The organism is Rhodopseudomonas pentothenatexigens (assembly GCF_900218015.1).
Taxonomy (GTDB): domain Bacteria; phylum Pseudomonadota; class Alphaproteobacteria; order Rhizobiales; family Xanthobacteraceae; genus Rhodopseudomonas; species Rhodopseudomonas pentothenatexigens.
In genome coordinates this window covers 66,978-85,836 of the sequence record NZ_UFQQ01000013.1, presented here as the reverse complement: position 1 = coordinate 85,836, position 18,859 = coordinate 66,978, and the positions used below count along the sequence as shown (strand labels likewise).

Sequence of the window (18,859 nt, the reverse complement as noted above, 5' to 3'; positions counted from 1 at the left end):
TCGTCCGCGGCCCGCGACCTCATCCTCCGGTCGGCCGCGTCCGGCGTTCGGAGATCGCCCGCCGCAACACCCGGGACAGCGCTTCTACCGAATATGGCTTCTGAATCAGCTCGAAGCCTTGATGCGCGTTCTCGGCCAGCACGCTGCTGTAGCCGCTGGTCAGCACCACCGGCAGGCCGGGATAGCGCTCGCGAACGATGGTGGCGAGTTCGACACCGTTCTTGCCGGGCATGATCACGTCGGAAAACACCAGATCGAACGCGAACTCGTCCTCGGCCAGCGCCGCCAGCGCTTCGTCGGCGGACTTCGCCCATTTGATGGTGTAGCCGAGATCCTGCAGCAGTTCGGTCGAAAACTTGCCGACCTCGACATTGTCCTCCACCACCAGGATGCGGTGACCGAGCCCGCCGGCCGGGTCGGCGCGCGACAGCGTCGCCGCCTCGGTCTGCTCCGGGGCCTGCGCCTGGGGCAGATAGATGGTGAAGGTCGCCCCCTCGCCCAGCGCGCTGTGCACGATGATCTCACCGCCGGACTGCTTGGCGAAACCGAACGCCTGGCTGAGACCGAGGCCGGTACCGCGGCCGACCTCCTTGGTGGTAAAAAACGGCTCGAAGATCACGTCGAGATTGCCCGGCGCGATGCCGCTGCCGCTGTCGGTGACCGAGATCGCTACGAACGCGCCCTGGCGCGCCGGCTGCGACCGCGCCGGCGGGATTTCGTCGACGCGGCGAAGTGATATCGACAGCCGGCCCTCGCCGTTCATCGCGTCACGGCCGTTGACGGCGAGATTGACCAGAGCGGTCTCGAACTGGCCCACATCGGCGATCGCGTAGTTCGGCTCCCGTCCGGTGTCGACGTCGATCTCGACCCTGCTGCCGACCAGCGGGCGGATCAGATTGGCGATGCTCTGGATCTGGGCCGCGACGTCGAACACCACCGGCGACAGCGGCTGCCGCCGCGCGAACGCCAGGAGTTGCCCGGTGAGTTTGGAGGCACGATCGGCCGTGTCCGAAATCGCATCGACGTAGCGCCGGCGGCGCTCCTCCGGCAGGTCGCGCCGGCGCAGGAAATCCACCGCGGAGCGGATGATGGTGAGCAGATTGTTGAAGTCGTGCGCGACGCCGCCGGTGAGCTGTCCGACCGCTTCCATCTTCTGCGCCTGCCGCAGCGCCTCCTCGTTGCGGCGGCGCTCGGTGGAATCGATGCCTTCAGCCAGCACCGCCATGACGCCGCCCTGCGCATCCGCCACCGGCCGCAGCGAGAAATCAATGTGGCGCTGCCCGGCGGGGAGTTGCAGTTCCAGATCGAGCTTGGCGATCTCGCCCGCTCGCGCCGCGTGGAACGCGCGTTCGATCGCACTCTCCGCCGCGGGCGTCGCCTCGAACCACGGCGTCTTCCAGAAGAGCGCGCCCAGTACTTGCGCCGGCTCGGCCGCGATGCCGGCCAGCGCGGTGCCGTTGACGTAGAGCAGCCGGCCCTTGAGATCGAGCAACCCCTGATACTGATTGGTGGTTTCGAGGATCGCGCGAAGCTGTGACTCGCTGGAATGCAGTTGCGCGGTGCGCTGCGCGATCAGCCGCTCCAGCACGTCGTTGACATTGCGCAGATCGATCTCCGCCTGCTTGGCGGTGGTGATGTCGTGGGCGACACCGATGAAGCCGATGTGGCGCCCGGCGGGATCCCATCGCGGCTGCGACTCCGACCTGATCCACCGCCATTGCCCGTCGGCGCGGCGGTAGCGGCCTTCAAGCACGAACGGCTGCAGCGAGGCCTCGCCGGCGACGCTGTTGCGGACCACCTCGGCGACATCGTCGGGATGGATGATGCTGCGCCAGTCGAACACCAGCGCCTCGTCGTAGGAAAGCCCGATGAAGTCGCAATAGGCGCGGTTGACGAAGCTGCGGGTTCGGTCGAGGCGCGTGACCCAGATCGGCACCGGCGCGCTGTCGGCGATCAGCTTGAAGCGCTGCTCGCTCTCGCGCAGCATCTCGCGGGCGACGGCGCGATCGGTGATGTCGATATGCGCGCCGACCATCCGCACCGCGCGCCCCGACGCATCGCGCTCGATCCGCCCTTCCGCTGCGATCCAGCGCACTTCCCCGTCGTTCGGGCGGATGATGCGATATTCGGCGGAGTAGCGGTCGGAGGTGCCCTTGATGAGGTCGAGAAACTGCCGCTCGGCGCGTTCGCGGTCCTCGGGGTGCAGCCGGCGCACCCAGTCCTCATGAGTCTCGTTCACCGCCTCGGGCGGCAGGCCATGGATCGCCAGATATTCCGGGGATCGGTGATTACGGAACCCCGCGGTCAGATCCACCACCACACCGCCCACTTTGGCGATGCGCTGAACCTCTGCGAGTTCCCTTTCCCGATCGACGAGCGCCTGCTCGGACGCGGACAGCGTGTCGTTCACTTTCGCCTCTGCTGGGCTTGTGCAAACCGAATCTAGCGCAACCGCCCGCCAGGAGTCGACGCGAGAGCGAGCAGGGAAGCGACATCGTCAGGGTTCCGCGGGGCGCAAGCGCTGGTGCTGGTGCGCTCTCTCCACCCGGCAACATCGGCGGCCGGGTCGGTGCTGAAGGGGCTGCGACGGTTGTGACAAGCAGCACCGCAGCGGGCCCCCCGGCGACCTATTCTGGCGCGGAACGATCGTCGGCGTCGTCTTCAGACCCGGACGCTATCTGCGTCCGTCAGGCGGGCCGCCTCGAAGATGACCATCCCGCCCTCCTCCGAGAACCGGCGGTCCAATGATCCGGCCGCCTCTCGCCGGCAAGCAGCGCTGGCCGAGCGGGCCAAGGACGAATCCGGGCGGACACCCGGTCGGCCGCCGGATCACCGCCGGTGGCGTGTCCGGCATCGGCCGTGACTTGCGCGCGACGCAGCCGCCGCGGGCGTCACGCCGCTCGTTGGGCCGGCACTTGGGACGGAGCATTTCGCGTGGAGCGGGCGTGGGCTGCAGCGTCGCGGACACGCACGCGCCTTTGCTGTTGCGGATTTCGCCACGTTTGCAAGGCTGGGGCGGCGAGGCTTGAGTGGGACATTGCTTGCGATCCTGAGGATCGACCGCGACCGCGCAGCATTCGCCGCTGGTCGTCAGATTGGCAGCAGCACAGCACTTGGCCTTGCCGGTCGGCACGAAGCCCGGCGCACAGCACAGCGACAGCTTTGGCAGCCAAAAACGCGGGACACACATCGCGCCATCGGCGCTCGGCGTCTGCCCGGACGCGCAGCATTGACCCGTCGAGGTCATCTGACTCGTCAGACAACACTTGCCGCCGGTCTTGGTGTAGCCGGGCGCACAGCAGCCGGGACAAGCCCAGTCTGGGATCTTCGGCTTGAGCGGATCACATTTGCCGTTCACCAGAGCCCCTGCGCAACACTGCTGCTCCCCGTTCGGGCCGGAGTAGATCTGGCTGTTGTCACAGCATTGCTTGTCCGCACCGATCGCGGTCTGGGCGGCACCGCACATCGGCTTGCCGATATCGGTCGACGGAGTCCGGCTGGAGCAGGCGCCACCGGGCTCAAGATCGATCGGCGAGCAGCATTGGCCGTTGATAACGATGTCCGGCGGCGGGCAACCGGTTCCACACTGATTGGTCTTGATGATCCATATCTGGCTGGGCGGGCAAACCGAGCCATCCGGACCGCAAACGTGGGTCTTGCAGATCTGCAGACCGGGCGGGATCGGACTGCCGACGAACGGCGGCGCGCCGGCCGGGGCAGGCGCCATGCGCAGCTCGGCGGCCGGCCGCGTGCACAGCCGCAAGATGGCGATATCTCCGAGGTGCCCCCGCGCAGAGGAATCGAACGGCGCATCTGCATAGTCGATGAAGTAACTCAGCAGCGGGGGCTGCTCGCCGCGACGGACGCGCCACACCGGGTTTCCCTGCAACCCATTGATCGCGAGCGCATCGGCTCGGCCGAGTCGAGCTATCAGCCCGGCATCGGCCGTCCGACGCAACTGTTCGCCTGTGCTCCAGACGAAGCCGCCGCAGGACTCCGGATTCAGCTTACCATCGGCATCGTAGCTGTAGCCGATCGCGACGCCACCGTTGCCGTTGCGGAAATCTGCAGCCAGACCGATGGCATACTCGTCCGGCAGAGGCTGCCAGATCGGTTTGCCGCCTTCGATCCTACCAATCACCGCATAGCGCAGCACGCGACCGATCGACGGGACCGATAACGCCTCGAAATCCTGCGCGCCGGTCGGCGCGGGCCGCTCGGCGAGATACATTCGTCCCGCGTCGTCGAACGCAATGCGGGAAATCTCGGAGGGAGCGGCAGCTGCGGGTACTGCCACTTCGAGCCGCGCATCGGTGCCGAAAGACCCGTCGTCGCGCAGACCGACCGAGTACACCTGCAGCCCCTCGGCTATCGCGTAGTAAAGCCGACGACCGTGCACCGCCAAGCCGAACACCCGCCGTGCCGGTGCGGCATAACCCCAGGTTTCCGGACGAGCGCTGTCGAATTGCGGGCTCGAGATGTCCGCGCCGGCTGCGGGCGGGGGCGGAGCCGAAGGAAGCCCTGCAGCGGCGGTGCCGACGATGCCATGATCATAAGCGCCGAGGCCGGAGCCGCGGGCGCCGAAGCGATGGATCAGGCCGGTTTCCCGATCGGCGACGAACAAGGAGGCGCTGATCGGATCGAAAGCCAATCCACCGAGTGCGGCGGCGCTGTTGGGCTTGCCGCCGGTGGCGACATTCGCGAACAGCGTGACGGCGCCCGTCGCACCGTTGATCTTCCAGATTGATCCCGGCCCTCCGCCCGGTCCCCATTGCGCCGCCATGAAGGTCGCGTCCCTGCTCCCTTGCCTGATGCGTTGAGGCTGTCCGTCGGGGCCAGAAGCAACGATCGCGATGCCATAGGCGGAGCTCGCCGCGACGTAGATGTTGAACTTGTCGTCCACCGCGACGCCGAACACCTGGCCGATCATCTTGGCGCTGACGGTGAACGGTTTCGGCGCGCCGACCGGCTGCGCCGACGGCGGCCCGTCCATCCGCCTCAGATCGATGACGCGGAGCGATGGCCCATCGGGATCGATGAACGTCCGCAGGTTCGGGTCCTGACCAGGCTCGATCTGAAACGGCCGAACCGCACCCGAGAAGCCGGTCACGGCGGCGTAGCCCGGCGCGTATACACCCGGCGATGATTGCGCGATTGCGGCGGCACCGCCTGCGAGCGTCAGGACCAGTGCGCAGGCCGAGCCTCGTATCGCTCGGACGAGGACTGCGAGGAAAGCGGGGCGGCCGGAGACGATCATGGTTGTACGCCTCATTTGGGAGGCTTGGGCCGCGGCTCACATGAGCCGGTCTTGACGTTGGGCACGGTGTCGGGCGCGCAGCATTCGCCGCAATTCGACATCTGCACGGGATCGCAGCAGCTCCCGTCGAAGGCCATGCCCTGGCTCTTGTCGGAGCATGGCGTCACGCACGGGCTGTTCTTGTCACCGCCGAGCCTCGTTTGTCCGGCGGGGCAAGCCGGCGGCGGACACATGCCGAACGGTGCAAAGCCGAAACTCGCCACCTGATTGGTTTCGTCGCACAGGCATTCGGAGATGTTGTCGGCGGTCAATTTTCCCGGGTGGGTGCCTTTCGGACAGTCGCAAGAGAACACGTATTTGTTGTCGCCCGACCCGGGATTGGCGACCTGCGACCACTTCGGCACCATCGGCTTCGGACAGCTGCAATAGGTGATGCCGCTATGACAGGCATATTGGCCTGGATCGGTGACGACCAGCGTTCCATCGCCTGTTTCGACGACGGACACGCCATAACGATCATAGGTGTCCTTGTAGCTCCCCTTGCTCGAAGGGCTGAAGATCGAACCGGCACCGCCGATGCCCTGACATTCCGCATGCTTCGACCAGTCCTTGAAGTGGATCTTCCTGCAGCTTTCTGGGATGGCCGCGCAGACGGCGCGGACGGGCGGACGAACCTCGCACTTCCCGCAAGACTGCCACCCCAACTGCTCCTGCCCCCAGCACAACGCCTCTTCGAGGCAGTTGCCGGCCTCCGAACCCAGCCCGATGGTGGTCTGTTCACTCTTGCAGGAGCACTTCACCACGTCCGCAGCCGCGCCGACTGCGGCGAGCTGCTTCGAAAGATCGCCGAGCACCGCTTCGGCGACGGCGTTTCCAAAGATCGTATTGAGCTTGCTGACGATCTGATCGGCGCTGCCTTGGGCTTCCGCGCAGAACTGATCGACCAGGGCTTGTCCTTTGCCGGTGTCCGATCCCTGCGCGGCGACACCGGTGAGGACTGCGGTCAACGCGATGGCTGCGTATCGGCTGGTGTCGTCTTGATAGACTGACTTACAGGCCCAGCCGGCGGACAGCGTCCCAGCCAAGGCGTCGGCCATGTCTTCAGGACTGCATCCGGCACGCGCCGGCGACACGAGCAAGGTCGCCGCAACAACGGCTGCATACGCAGCTCGCCAAACCATTGAACGTGCCATGATCAGCCCTTTCGGCCGTCCGGCTCACGTCAGGTTCAATGAGGGCCTATCCCCCCACATTCTTTGCAAGGCTGAGCCGACGCTGGCGCAGTTGCATTGAGCGAAATCAATCGCGAATCGATCTCGGCGAAGGCCGGGGCTATTACTTACCCTCCAGGATGATCATGGATCGGCCCCCAGACCGAATTCCATCCTTTCGGTGGAGGAGTCGCCGTTCGGTTTCACTGCGTCCCGTCGCACCGACGGCGCTGCGGACTGCATGCGGGGCCTGCTGTGCGCAGTCGAAAGCGGCTCCCACCTCATAATGATACCTAACCCGCCGGATCGTTCGCCAATCTGAACAAACAAGTATCGCCGCCTGCACATTGTTTGTGCGGTGCGATGCTTCCAAACGCCGGTGAGTTGAGGCAACAATCTTCCCAGAGTTGGCGGCTAGGGTTCCGGTCTGTTTCAGACGCTGGTCCGAGAGCTGCCCCCCGAAGGGAGAAATCCTTCGGACGCACGGCGGGACAAAAGCCCGGGAGACCTCGTAAGCCGAGGAATTGGCAAACGATGGTCCATGTCAATTCCTCATCGTGACCAGATTCTGAGGAATGATCCGATGCGGAAAACACGTTTGCTGTCTTCTCTGATCCTCGCCGGTTCGATCGTCGCGCTGAGCGTCGCCGGAGCCTCCGCCGCCCCCAAGAAAGACTTCAAGGTCGCCTGGTCGATCTATGTCGGCTGGATGCCGTGGGGCTACGCCGCCGACACCGGCATCGTGAAGAAGTGGGCCGACAAATACGGCATCACCATCGAGGTGAAGCAGTTCAACGACTACGTCGAGTCGATCAACCAGTACACCGCCGGCTCTTTCGACGCGGTGACGATCACCAATATGGACGCACTGTCGATTCCCGCCGCCGGCGGCGTCGACACCACCGCGGTGATCGTCGGCGACTTCTCCAACGGCAACGACGCGGTGATCCTGAAGGACAAGAAGGACCTGACCGCGATCAAGGGCCAGAAGGTCAATCTGGTCGAGTTCTCGGTGTCGCACTATCTGCTGGCGCGGGCGCTCGAATCCAACAAGCTGACCGAGAAGGACATCAAGGTCGTCAACACTTCCGACGCCGACCTCGCCGCCGCCTACAAGACCGCCGACGTCACCGCGGTGGTGACGTGGAATCCGATCGTCTCCGAAATCCTCTCTTCGCCCGACGCCCACAAGGTATTCGACTCCTCGCAGATCCCCGGCGAAATCATGGATCTGATGGTCGCCAACACCGCGGTGGTGAAGGACAATCCGAACTTCGCCAAGGCGCTGGTCGGGATCTGGTACGAGACCATGGCGAAGATGACGGCGGAAGGCGCCGAGGCCAAGGCCGCCAAGGAAGCGATGGCGAAGGCGTCGGGTACTGATCTGGCCGGCTTCGAAAGCCAGCTCGCCTCGACCAGGCTGTTCAGCAAGGCCGCGGACGCCGAAGCCTTCACCAAGAGCGCGGCGATCGGCAGCACCATGGACCGCGTCCGCAAGTTCCTGTTCGACAAGGACCTGCTCGGCAAGGGCGCGAAGTCGGCCGACGCCGTCGGCATCGAGCTCGCAGACAAGAGCGTGCTCGGCGACAAGTCCAACGTGAAGCTGCGGTTCGACCCGAGCTTCATGGACATGGCCGCGGCCGGCAAGCTGTAAGCGATCACCTCCACAAGCCAAGCCGGAGCACGACGATGCGATGGGTGAACATCAGGCCTGGACGGCAACTCGCCATCTACATGGCGGCGCTGCCGTTCGTGCTGGTGATCATTGCGTATCTGCTGGGCTCCGGCGCCAGGCTCGCTGAGAATCCGAACGACAAGCTGCTGCCGGCCCTGACCAGCATGGGCCAGGCAGTCAAGCAGATGGCGTTTCAGGTCGACGCCCGCACCGGCAACTATCTGTTGTGGACGGACACGCTGGCGAGCCTGGAACGGCTCGGCGCTGCGTTGGCGATCTCGACCTCGCTGGCTCTCGTGTTCGGCATCGTGATCGGACTGCTGCCGGCCGCGAACGCGCTGCTCGGCTCGTTCGTGTCGGTGACGTCGATGGTGCCGCCGCTGGCGCTGCTGCCGATCCTGTTCATCGTGATGGGGCTCGGCGAAAACTCCAAGATCGCGCTGATCGTGATCGGCACGCTGCCGGCGATGATCCGGGACCTGGCGATGCGGGTGATGGAGCTGCCACGCGAGCAATTGATCAAGGCGCAGACGCTCGGCGCCTCGACCTGGCAGATCGCGCTCCGCGTGGTGCTGCCGCAGATCCTGCCGCGATTGATCGACTCGCTGCGGCTGCAGCTCGGCCCCGCCTGGCTGTTCCTGATCGCCGCCGAAGCGATCGCCTCCGACTCCGGGCTCGGCTATCGCATCTTCCTGGTGCGACGTTATTTGGCGATGGACGTGATCATTCCCTACGTGGTGTGGATCACGTTGCTCGCCTTCCTGATGGACCTGGCGTTGCGACTGATCCAGCGCAAGGCCTTCCCCTGGTTCGCCGCGGTGAGGGCGGAATGAGCGCGATCCGATTCGACAACGTCTGGAAGGAATACGGCGACCACATCGTGCTGGAGCGGATCACGCTCGACGTCGCGCCGCGCGCCTTCGTCGCCCTGGTCGGCCCCTCCGGCTGCGGCAAGACCACCTTCCTGCGCATGCTGCTCGGCGAGGAGACGCCGACCCGCGGCCGGATCCTGATCGACGGCCGGCCGATGCCGAGCGAACCCGACGCCGATCGCGGCGTGGTATTCCAGCGCTATTCGGTGTTTCCGCATCTCACCGTGCTCGACAACGTGCTGTTCGGCCGCGAGCTGCAACAGTCGCGGCTGCTCGGCCGGCTGTTCGGCCGGGCGCGGCGCGAGGCGACCGAGCAGGCGCTGGCGCTGCTCGACGAGGTCGGGCTGAAGGGCCACGAGCACAAATATCCCGCGTCGCTGTCCGGCGGCATGCAGCAGCGGCTGGCGCTGGCGCAGGCGATCATGCGCGGCCCCAAGATCCTGCTGCTCGACGAGCCGTTCGGCGCGCTCGACCCGGGCATCCGCGCCGACATCCACGTGCTGATGAAGCGGCTGTGGAACGAGACCGAGCTGACGGTGGTGATGGTCACGCACGATCTGTCCGAAGCGTTCAGCCTGGCGACCCGCGTGATCGCGTTCGAGCGCAATCGCAACCGTCCCGAGGAGCGCGAGCGCTACGGCGCCACGATCTCGCGCGATCTCGAAATCTTTCCGCGGCGCATCGCGCAGCCGCGCACCGACCATCCAATCCGCTCCGGCCGGGACGACCCGGCCGCACAGGGAGCATGAGCCGGGACGACCCGGCGTTTGTTCACCGTGAGGACAGCATGATCCTGACCGAGCAAGAGAAGGCCGAAGTCGAGGCCAACCGCCAGCGCTACGAACAGCACAAGGCACTGGGCCAGCAACAGGCACCGAAGGCCTTGCCGCCGCCGACGCCGCGCGACGGCGCGCCGATCGCAGCGGACGCGATCATCCATCGCGAGACCGTGCCGGGTGGCTGGTACTACGTGACCAAGCTCGGCCGCGGCGAAGCGCTGCGCCTCGTCAACACCAGCGGCACGTCCTGCGTCAGCATCCAGGCCTGGAATGCGCTCGACCCGAGCGAGCGGCTGAACCATGCCGACACCATCAAGGTGCAGTGGGCGGCGTCCTTGCGCAAAGGCCGGGTGATCCTGTCCGACATGGGCCGTGCGCTGCTGTCGATCATCGAGGACACCAGCGGCGCGCACGACACCATGGTCGGCGGCTCCACCGCGGCGACCAATGCGGCGCGCTACGGCGCCGGCAGTTTCCGCAACACCCGCGACAATTTTGTGCTCGCCGCCGGCAAGCTCGGGCTCGATCGCCGCGACCTGCACCCGTCGATCGGATTCTTCGCTCCGGTCGCCGTCGACTCGCAGGGCCGGTTCGAATGGCACGGCGAGCGTCGCAACAAGGGCGACTTCGTCGATCTGCGCGCCGAGCTCGACCTGCTCGTCGCGGTGTCGAACTGTCCGCACCCGCTCGACCCATCCCCCAGCTACGCGCCGGGCGACATCGACATCATCCGCTATCAGGCGCCTCAGCCCGCCGCCGACGACCTTTGCCGCACCGTGTCGCTCGAAGCCAAACGCGCGTTCGAGAACAACGCCTTCTATCTCGCCGGCGTCGCAGGGAGGGCCTGAGCATGACCGCGATTCCCGCTTCCGCCCGCATCGTGCTCGACACCGAGATCCCGGCGCGCGTGCCGTGGTCGGCGATCATCCGCAAGGGCCAGACGCTGCGCATCGTCGACAGCCACGGCCAGCAGGCGGTCGACACCCTGTTCTACGCCGCCGACGATCATGGCGAACGCTATAGCGGCCAGGACACACTACGCGCTCAGGGTTCGGCCTACGTCACCACCGGCACGCGGATCATGTCCACCGAGGGCCGCACCATGCTGCGCATGGTCGCCGATAGCTGCGGCCTGCACGACACCTCGGCCGGCGCCTGCTCCTGCGAGAGCAACACCGTGCGGTTCGGGCACCAGACCAAATATCTGCATGCCTGCCGCGAGAACTTCGTGCTGGAGGCCGCCAAGCACGGTCTGTCGAAGCGCGACATCGTGCCGAACCTCAACTTCTTCATGAACGTGCCGCTCGACACGTCCGGCAATTTCACCGTGGTCGACGGCGTCTCCAAGCCCGGCGACTACGTCGAGATGGTCGCCGAGATGGACGTGCTGTGCCTGATCTCGAACTGTCCGCAGGTCAACAATCCCTGCAACGGCTTCTTCCCGACGCCGATCCAGGTGGTGATCTACGAGGCAGGCGAGGACTGATCATGTTCAGCAAAGTTCTGATTGCCAACCGCGGCGAAATCGCCGGGCGGATCGGCCGCACCTTGCGCCGGATGGGGATCGCATCGGTCGCGATCTATTCGGACGCCGACCGCTTCACCCGCCCGGTGCGCGAGGCCGACGAGGCGGTGCGGGTCGGCGGCGACGCCGCCAGTGACAGCTATCTCAATGTCGACGCCGTGATCGCCGCCTGCCTCTCAACCGGCGCGCAGGCGGTGCATCCCGGCTACGGCTTTCTCTCGGAGAACCGCGGCTTCGCCGAGCGGCTGAAGCAGCACGGCATCGCCTTCATCGGGCCGCGCCCCGAGCATCTCGAGGCGTTCGGCCTGAAGCACCGCGCCCGCGAACTGGCGCAGGCCAGCAACGTGCCGCTGCTGCCCGGCACCGGACTGATCGACAGCATCGAGGAAGCTCTGGAGGCCTCGGCACGGATCGGCTTTCCGCTGATGCTGAAGAGCACCGCGGGCGGCGGCGGCATCGGCATGCAGCTTTGTCACGACGAAGCGACGCTGCGCGAACGCTTCGCCACGGTGCAGCGCACCGCGCGCGCCAGCTTCGGGGACGCGCGGGTATATCTTGAGCGCTTCGTCGCCAACGCCCGCCATATCGAAGTGCAGATCTTCGGCGACGGCCAGGGCAACGTGATCGCGCTCGGCGAGCGCGACTGCTCGCTGCAGCGGCGCAACCAGAAAGTCGTCGAGGAAACCCCGGCGCCCGGCATCTCGGATGAGATGCGCATCCGGCTGCACCAGGCCGCGGTCGCGCTCGGCCGGAACGTCGCCTACGAATCCGCCGGCACCGTCGAATTCATCTACGACGTCGCCCGCGACGAATTCTACTTCCTCGAGGTCAACACCCGCCTGCAGGTCGAGCATCCCGTCACCGAAGCAGTGTTCGGCGTCGATCTGGTCGAATGGATGGTGCGCCAGGCTGCCGGCGACAGCCCGCTTGCGACCTATACACCGCGTCCGCCGCAAGGCGCGGCGATCGAAGTGCGCCTCTATGCCGAAAACCCCGGCGCCGGCTTCCGGCCCTCGGCCGGCCGGCTGACCCAGGTGGCGTTTCCGGACGACGCGCGCGTCGACGGCTGGATCGAAACCGGCGACGAGGTAACGCCGTTCTATGACCCGATGCTGGCGAAGCTGATCGTGCACGCGGCCGACCGCGACGCCGCGATCGACAAGATGATCGGGGCGCTCGCCGCCACCACCGTCGCCGGGATCGAGACCAATCTTGATTACTTGCGCGCGATCGCCGCATCCGATCTGTTCCGCAGCGGCAAGGTCGCCACCAAGGTGCTGGCGGACTTCAGCTTCGCGGCGCGCACCATCGACGTGGTGGCGCCCGGCGCGCAATCCGGCCTGCAGGAGCTGCCGGGCCGGTTGCATCTGTGGCACGTCGGCGTGCCGCCGAGCGGACCGATGGACGAGCGCTCGTTCCGCCTCGCCAACCGGATCGTCGGCAATCCCGAGACCACCGCAGCATTCGAACTCACCGTCAGCGGCCCGACGCTGCGCTTCAACGCCGACGCCGTCGTGGCGCTGTGCGGCGCCGGCATGGCGGCAAAGCTCGACGGCACAGCGGTCAGCAATGACGCGCCGATCGCGGTACGCGCCGGCCAAATGCTGGCGATCGGCAAGATCGAGGGACCAGGCCAGCGTTGTTATCTCGCCATCCGCGGCGGCTTCGATGCGCCCGAAGTGTTCGGCTCCCGCGCGGTGTTCACGCTCGGCGCGTTCGGCGGCCACGCCACCGGCGCGCTGAAAGCCGGCGACGTGCTGCATTTCGGCTCGATCGCTCCTGTCGCGGAGCCGCGCGCGCTCACCGATGACGAACGGCCAGCGCTGACGCGCGCGTGGCAGATCGGCGTGATCTACGGCCCCCACGGTGCGCCCGATTTCTTCCGGGACGACGACATCGCGACGCTGTTTTCCTCGGACTACGAAGTGCACTTCAACAGCGCCCGCACCGGCGTGCGGCTGATCGGACCGAAGCCGCAATGGGCACGTGCCGACGGCGGCGAAGCCGGGCTGCATCCCTCCAACATCCACGACAACGCCTATGCGGTCGGTGCGATCGACTTCACCGGCGACATGCCGATCATCCTCGGGCCCGACGGCCCGAGCCTCGGCGGCTTCGTCTGCCCGGCCGTGGTGGCGCGCGACGAACTGTGGAAGGTCGGCCAGCTCAAGCCCGGCGACAAACTTCGCTTCGTGCCGGTGGCGCGGGCCGATGATCCGGTCGCAGGGCCGACCGTGATCGCCGCGCCTGCCGAGCTCGGCTCGGCGATCGTCGGCCGCCATGACGATGGCGAGATCCCGGTGGTGTATCGCCGCGCCGGCGACGACAATCTGCTGGTCGAATACGGCCCGATGGAGCTCGACATCGCGCTGCGCTTGCGGGTGCACGTGCTCGCCGAGGCGGTGGAGAAAGCCAGACTGCCTGGGATCATCGATCTCACGCCGGGAATCCGCTCGTTGCAGATCCACTACGACAGCGCGGTGATGTCACGCCGCAAGCTGCTCGACGCACTGGCGAGGATCGAGCGCGAACTGCCGTCGGTCGAAGCGATGGCGGTGCCGAGCCGCATCATACACCTGCCGCTGTCGTGGAACGATCCACAGGCGGTGCTGGCGATGCGCAAGTATCAAGAGCTGGTGCGTCCCGATGCGCCGTGGTGTCCGTCCAACATCGAGTTCATCCGCCGCATCAACGGTCTTTCCAGCGAGGACGACGTCAAGCGCATCGTGTTCGGCGCCAGCTATCTGGTGCTCGGCCTCGGCGACGTCTATCTCGGCGCGCCGGTCGCCACCCCGGTCGATCCGCGGCATCGCCTGGTCACCACCAAATACAATCCGGCCCGCACCTGGACGCCGGAAAACGCCGTCGGCATTGGCGGCGCCTATATGTGCATCTACGGCATGGAAGGCCCCGGCGGTTATCAGCTATTCGGCCGCACCATCCAGGTCTGGAACACCTGGCGCAGCACCGAAGTGTTCAAGCCCGGCCATCCCTGGCTGCTGCGGTTCTTCGACCAGATCCGGTTCTTCCCGGTAACGCCGGAACAACTGCTCGACGCCCGCGCCGCGTTTCCGCACGGCGGCTATCCGCTCCAGATCGAGGAGACGACGTTCTCCTACGCCGACTACAAAGCGTTCCTGGCGCGCGAGGCCGAAGGCATCTCGGCGTTCAAGACCCGCCAGCAGACCGCGTTCGAGGCCGAACGCCAGCGCTGGCGCGACGCCAAGCTCGACGAGGTCGTCGAGGACGACACCGCGGCCGCGCTCGGCTCCGGCGGCGACGTGCCGGACGGCTGCATCGGCCAGTTCACCGAAGCGCCCGGCAACGTCTGGAAGCTCACCGTCGAACCCGGCCAACATGTCGAGATCGGCCAGACGCTGGCAGTGATCGAATCGATGAAGATGGAGATCGCGATTCCGGCGACCGCGCGCGGCATCGTCCGAGCCCTCAATGCCAAGCCGGGGCAAACGCTGCGCGCCGGCGACCTGATCTGCGCGCTGGAGGAAGTGTGATGTCGGCTGCTGAACTCACCACCTTCCCGACGATCGCAACCTTACACGCCGCATATGCGGCCGGCGCGTCTCCGGCCGAGATCATCGCTGTGGCATATCGCCGGATCGCAGCAGTGGCCGATCCCGGCATCTTCATCACGCTGCGACCCGAGCACGATGTTCTCGCCGACGCCGAAGCGCTCGGCCCGTTCGATCCCGATGCGCAGCCGCTTTGGGGCATCCCGTTTGCGGTGAAGGACAACATCGATGTCGCGGGTCTTCCGACCACGGCCGCCTGCCCGGGCTTCGCCTACACGCCGAGCGAAACCGCGTTTGCGGTCCAGCGTCTGCTCGATGCCGGCGCGATCCTGATCGGCAAGACCAACCTCGATCAGTTCGCGACCGGGCTGGTCGGCGTCCGCACGCCTTATCCGGTGCCACGCAATGCGATCGATCCGCGCTACGTGCCTGGCGGGTCGAGCAGCGGCTCGGCGGTCGCGGTGGCGCATGGCCTGGTGACATTCGCGCTCGGCACCGACACTGCAGGCTCCGGCCGCGTCCCGGCTGCGCTCAACAATATCGTCGGGCTGAAGCCGTCACTCGGCAGCGTGTCGTCGCGCGGCATGGTGCCGGCGTGCCGGACGCTGGATACGATCTCGGTGTTCGCCGGCACCGTCGCCGACGCCTACGCGATCTATCGCGTCATGGCGACGTTCGACCGCGCCGATCCCTGGTCGCGGCCGCATCCCAGTGCAGCTACCAAGCCCGCTGCTTTGCCGCCCGGTCTGCGCGTCGGTGTGCCGGACACGGCGAGCCGCAAATTCGCCGGCGAGCTGCAGTCCGAACGCGCGTTCGATCTTGCGTTGACGGACCTTGCGACGGTGGTGTCTGCACCCGCTCGTGCAGTTGATCTGTCGCCGTTGTTCGACGTCGCCAGCCTGCTCTACAGCGGGCCGTGGGTCGCAGAGCGCTATCAGGCGATCCGGCAGGTGATCGAGACCACGCCCGAGCTGCTGCATCCGGTGACGCGGAAGATCATCGGCTCGGCTTCGGCGTTCAGCGCGGCCGATGCATTTGGCGGGCTGTACCGGCTGGCCGAGCTGCGCCGCGCCGCCGATGCGATCTGGAGCAGCATCGACGTGCTGATGGTGCCGACCTATCCGCGCCCGCGCACGATCGCGGATTTGCAGACCGATCCGATCGGCCCCAACAGCGAGCTCGGCACCTACACCAATTTCGTCAACCTGCTCGACCTTTGCGCGCTGGCCGTACCCGGCCGATTCCGCGCCCCTGGTTTTCCGTCCGGCGTCACGCTGATCGCGCCGTCCGGCCGCGACGGTCTGCTCGCCGCGCTGGGCGAGCGCCTTCACGCCGCAAGCGAGGTGTCCGTGGGCGCCAGCAGCACCAAGGTGCCGGCTCCAGTCGAGGCGTCGTCCACTGCCGGTGCGAACGAGATCGAGCTGGTGGTGGTCGGCGCGCATTTGTCCGGCATGCCGCTGAACCACGAGCTGACCAGCCGCGGCGGGCGTTTCCTGCGCGCGGTCTCCACCACGCCCGACTACAAGCTGTTCGCGCTGCAAGGCGGCCCGCCGTTCCGGCCGGGCCTGCTGCGCGTCGCACCGGACGAAGGCACCCCGATCGCCACCGAGGTCTGGGCAATCTCCGCCGAAGGCTTCGGCAGCTTCGTCGCCGGCATCCCCGCGCCGCTCGGCATCGGCACCACGCGGCTGGCCGACGGCACGACGCCGAAGGGCTTCATCGTCGAGGCCGAGGGCCTGAAAGGCGCGACCGACATTTCGTCGTTCGGCGGATGGCGCGCCTATATGAAGAGTCTGGCGAGCTGAGGCGGCCAGCCTCAAGACTGGAAACCCATCTCCAATCAGAGACTTGTCCAATCAGAGACTTGAACCTCGCAGGCTGAGCGTGGCTGGGGCGGGAGGGATCGAACCTCCGCATGGGGGAATCAAAATCCCCTGCCTTACCGCTTGGCTACGCCCCAACGGCCGGTTCCGGCCCGCGCGGCCGGGCGGCGGATTCGCCTCGGCTCCGCCGGTCTATCGAGACAAGGGCGGGTTTTCAACCGCCGAGAGCCTGGAATCCGGCCCGACTGCGCAGCCAGGGCCGCAACATCGCCCGGCCGACCGGCTCCCGCGGCAAACGCGACCCCACGGACGGTTGAGGGGAACGGCTTTTCATGGAAGAAGGCCAGCATCCTTCCGTCAGCCGGGACACTGTCATGACCTATCGCGCACCGATCGACGACATCCTCCTTTCGCTCAACCACGGCGCGGGATTGCAGGCGGCGGTCGCCGCCGGCCATTACGGCGATTACGACAGCGAGATCACCGCGCAGGTGCTGGATGAAGCCGGCAAGTTCGCCAGCGACATTCTGGCGCCGCTGAACCGGGTCGGCGACAAGCACGGTATCAAGCTCGAACACGGCAAGGTCACCACCGCGCCGGGCTGGCCTGACGCCTATCAGCGCTGGATCGGCGCCGGCTGGAACGCGGTGTCGGGACCGGAGGAGTTCGGCGGCCAGGGGCTGCCGATGGCGGTCAACGCGGTGTGCACCGAAATCTGGGCGTCGTCGAACATGGCGTTCGGGCTGTGCCCGCTGCTGACGCTGTCGGCGATCGAAGCGCTGCACGCCCACGGCAGCGACGAGCTGAAGCAGATCTACCTCGGCAAGCTGGTGTCGGGCGAATGGACCGGCACGATGCAGCTCACCGAGCCGCAGGCCGGCTCCGACGTCGGCGCGCTGCGCACACGCGCCGAGCGCGCCGCGGACGGCAGCTACAGGATCTTCGGCAGCAAGATCTTCATCACCTACGGCGACCACGACATGACCGACAACATCGTGCATTTCGTGCTCGCGCGGCTGCCGGACGCGCCGGCCGGCACCAAGGGCATCTCGCTGTTCCTGATTCCGAAATTCCTGGTGGGTGCCGACGGCACGCTGGGTGCCCGCAACGACATCTATCCGAGCGGAGTCGAGCACAAGCTCGGCATCCACGCCTCGCCGACCTGCACCATGACGATGGGCGACCATGGCGGCGCGATCGGCTACCTGATCGGCGAGGAAAATCGCGGCATGCAGTGCATGTTCACGATGATGAACCAGGCGCGTCTCGCCGTCGGCCTGGAAGGCGTCGGCATCGCCGACCGTGCCTATCAGCAGGCGCTGGCCTATGCCCAGGAGCGCAAGCAGGGCCGCGCGATCGGCAGCACCGGCACCGGGTCCGATCCGATCATCAAGCACCCGGACGTCAAGCGCACGCTGCTGACGATGCGGGCGCTGACCGGCGCCGCGCGCACCATCTGCTACTCGACCGCGGTGGCGCTGGATATCGCCGCGCGCAGCTCCGACCCCAAGGTCAAGGCCGCCGCCGCCGCCCGCGGCGCGCTGCTGACGCCGATCGCCAAGGCGTTTTCCACCGACGTCGGCACCGAGGTCGCTTCGCTCGGCGTGCAGATCCACGGCGGCATGGGCTTCATCGAGGAGACCGGCGCCGCGCAGCACTATCGCGACGCGCGGATCGCGCCGATCTACGAGGGCACCAACGGCATCCAGGCGATCGACCTCGTCACCCGCAAGCTCGGGGTCAATGGCGGCGCATCGGTGTTCACGCTGCTCGACGAGCTGACCCTGATCGTCAAGGACGTCGAGGCGTCGAACGATCCGGGCTTCGGCCTCACCGGCCTGCGGCTACGCGAAGCGCTGGAGTCGCTCGACCGCACCAGCCGCTATCTGCTCGACAAGCTCGGCAGCGCCACCAACGATGCGCTGGCCGGCGCGACGCCTTACCTGCGCCTGTTCGGCGCCACTGTGGGCGGCTGCGCGCTGGCGGCCGAAGCGCTCGCGGCACGTGACCTCGACGGCGTCAGCGATCCGTCGCGCTACGTCGCTCTGGCGCGGTTCTTCGCCGAGACCATCGCGGTGCAGGCGCCGGCGCTGGAACGCAGCGTCATCGACAGCGCCGACGCGGTGGCCGGTGCCGAGGCGGTGCTGTCAGCCTGATCCGTCGCAAGCTCGCGGCCACACCGAAGCC

General features: G+C 66.8%; 11 protein-coding genes, 1 tRNA gene and 1 riboswitch. Of the genes, 8 read left to right on the top strand and 4 right to left on the bottom strand.

Features of this window, described 5'->3' with window-relative positions:
• Positions 1 to 19 precede the first annotated feature (19 nt).
• The 3 genes from DWA33_RS13965 to DWA33_RS13955 form a co-directional block, all read right to left on the bottom strand.
• Positions 20 to 2,410 carry a PAS domain S-box protein gene (locus tag DWA33_RS13965; RefSeq protein ID WP_114358681.1) on the bottom strand — a complete coding sequence of 797 codons (2,391 nt, stop codon included), beginning with the start codon at positions 2,408 to 2,410 and terminating at the stop codon, positions 20 to 22.
• Between the two features lie 264 nt (positions 2,411 to 2,674).
• The gene (locus DWA33_RS13960; RefSeq protein ID WP_147270247.1) at positions 2,675 to 5,257 is read right to left on the bottom strand and encodes a YncE family protein; all 2,583 of its coding nucleotides are present in this window, start codon (positions 5,255 to 5,257) and stop codon (positions 2,675 to 2,677) included.
• Between the two features lie 11 nt (positions 5,258 to 5,268).
• Positions 5,269 to 6,354 (bottom strand): hypothetical protein, encoded by a 1,086-nt coding sequence (locus DWA33_RS13955; RefSeq protein WP_116080224.1) that lies wholly within the window; start codon positions 6,352 to 6,354, stop codon positions 5,269 to 5,271.
• 517 nt (positions 6,355 to 6,871) lie between these two features.
• A riboswitch (guanidine-I (ykkC/yxkD leader) is annotated at positions 6,872 to 6,976 on the top strand.
• Between the two features lie 75 nt (positions 6,977 to 7,051).
• Between DWA33_RS13955 and DWA33_RS13950 the strand changes: the two genes are divergently transcribed.
• Genes DWA33_RS13950 through atzF form a run of 7 tightly spaced genes read left to right on the top strand, consistent with a single transcriptional unit; the run spans position 7,052 to position 16,654 of the window.
• Positions 7,052 to 8,122 (top strand): putative urea ABC transporter substrate-binding protein, encoded by a 1,071-nt coding sequence (locus DWA33_RS13950; protein WP_114358678.1) that lies wholly within the window; start codon positions 7,052 to 7,054, stop codon positions 8,120 to 8,122.
• 35 nt (positions 8,123 to 8,157) lie between these two features.
• Entirely contained in the window at positions 8,158 to 8,976 is an 819-nt protein-coding gene (locus tag DWA33_RS13945; RefSeq protein ID WP_114358677.1) for an ABC transporter permease, read from the top strand.
• A complete protein-coding gene (locus DWA33_RS13940) occupies positions 8,973 to 9,764 on the top strand; it encodes an ABC transporter ATP-binding protein (protein WP_013500911.1) in 792 nt (263 codons plus the stop codon). The genes DWA33_RS13945 and DWA33_RS13940 overlap by 4 nt, the downstream gene beginning before the upstream one ends.
• Positions 9,765 to 9,802: 38 nt before the next feature.
• On the top strand, positions 9,803 to 10,642 hold the full coding sequence (locus tag DWA33_RS13935; protein ID WP_114358676.1) for an urea amidolyase associated protein UAAP1: 840 nt from the start codon (positions 9,803 to 9,805) through the stop codon (positions 10,640 to 10,642).
• Between the two features lie 2 nt (positions 10,643 to 10,644).
• Complete coding sequence (locus DWA33_RS13930) at positions 10,645 to 11,280, top strand: urea amidolyase associated protein UAAP2 (RefSeq protein WP_047307426.1); 636 nt, start codon at positions 10,645 to 10,647, stop codon at positions 11,278 to 11,280.
• 2 nt (positions 11,281 to 11,282) lie between these two features.
• Complete coding sequence (uca, locus tag DWA33_RS13925; protein WP_114358675.1) at positions 11,283 to 14,831, top strand: urea carboxylase; 3,549 nt, start codon at positions 11,283 to 11,285, stop codon at positions 14,829 to 14,831.
• Entirely contained in the window at positions 14,831 to 16,654 is a 1,824-nt protein-coding gene (gene atzF / locus DWA33_RS13920) for an allophanate hydrolase (protein WP_114358674.1), read from the top strand. Before uca ends, atzF begins: the two co-directional genes overlap by 1 nt.
• 80 nt (positions 16,655 to 16,734) lie before the next feature.
• Here the strand turns inward: atzF and DWA33_RS13915 are convergent.
• A tRNA-Gln gene (locus tag DWA33_RS13915) sits at positions 16,735 to 16,809 on the bottom strand.
• A gap of 237 nt (positions 16,810 to 17,046) precedes the next feature.
• Here DWA33_RS13915 and DWA33_RS13910 point away from each other — a divergent pair.
• Positions 17,047 to 18,828, top strand: coding sequence for an acyl-CoA dehydrogenase family protein (locus tag DWA33_RS13910; RefSeq protein WP_114358673.1), 1,782 nt, complete (start codon positions 17,047 to 17,049; stop codon positions 18,826 to 18,828).
• The last annotated feature ends 31 nt before the right edge of the window (positions 18,829 to 18,859 follow it).

Excerpts from the sequence above, each read along its gene's own strand:
- DWA33_RS13960 (WP_147270247.1), bottom strand. The coding sequence starts at position 5,257 with ATGATCGTCTCCGGCCGCCCCGCTTTCCTCGCAGTCCTCGTCCGAGCG.
- DWA33_RS13955 (WP_116080224.1), bottom strand. The coding sequence starts at position 6,354 with ATGGCCGACGCCTTGGCTGGGACGCTGTCCGCCGGCTGGGCCTGTAAG.
- DWA33_RS13950 (WP_114358678.1), top strand. The coding sequence starts at position 7,052 with ATGCGGAAAACACGTTTGCTGTCTTCTCTGATCCTCGCCGGTTCGATC.
- DWA33_RS13945 (WP_114358677.1), top strand. The coding sequence starts at position 8,158 with ATGCGATGGGTGAACATCAGGCCTGGACGGCAACTCGCCATCTACATG.
- DWA33_RS13940 (WP_013500911.1), top strand. The coding sequence starts at position 8,973 with ATGAGCGCGATCCGATTCGACAACGTCTGGAAGGAATACGGCGACCAC.
- DWA33_RS13935 (WP_114358676.1), top strand. The coding sequence starts at position 9,803 with ATGATCCTGACCGAGCAAGAGAAGGCCGAAGTCGAGGCCAACCGCCAG.
- DWA33_RS13930 (WP_047307426.1), top strand. The coding sequence starts at position 10,645 with ATGACCGCGATTCCCGCTTCCGCCCGCATCGTGCTCGACACCGAGATC.
- uca (WP_114358675.1), top strand. The coding sequence starts at position 11,283 with ATGTTCAGCAAAGTTCTGATTGCCAACCGCGGCGAAATCGCCGGGCGG.
- atzF (WP_114358674.1), top strand. The coding sequence starts at position 14,831 with ATGTCGGCTGCTGAACTCACCACCTTCCCGACGATCGCAACCTTACAC.
- DWA33_RS13910 (WP_114358673.1), top strand. The coding sequence starts at position 17,047 with ATGACCTATCGCGCACCGATCGACGACATCCTCCTTTCGCTCAACCAC.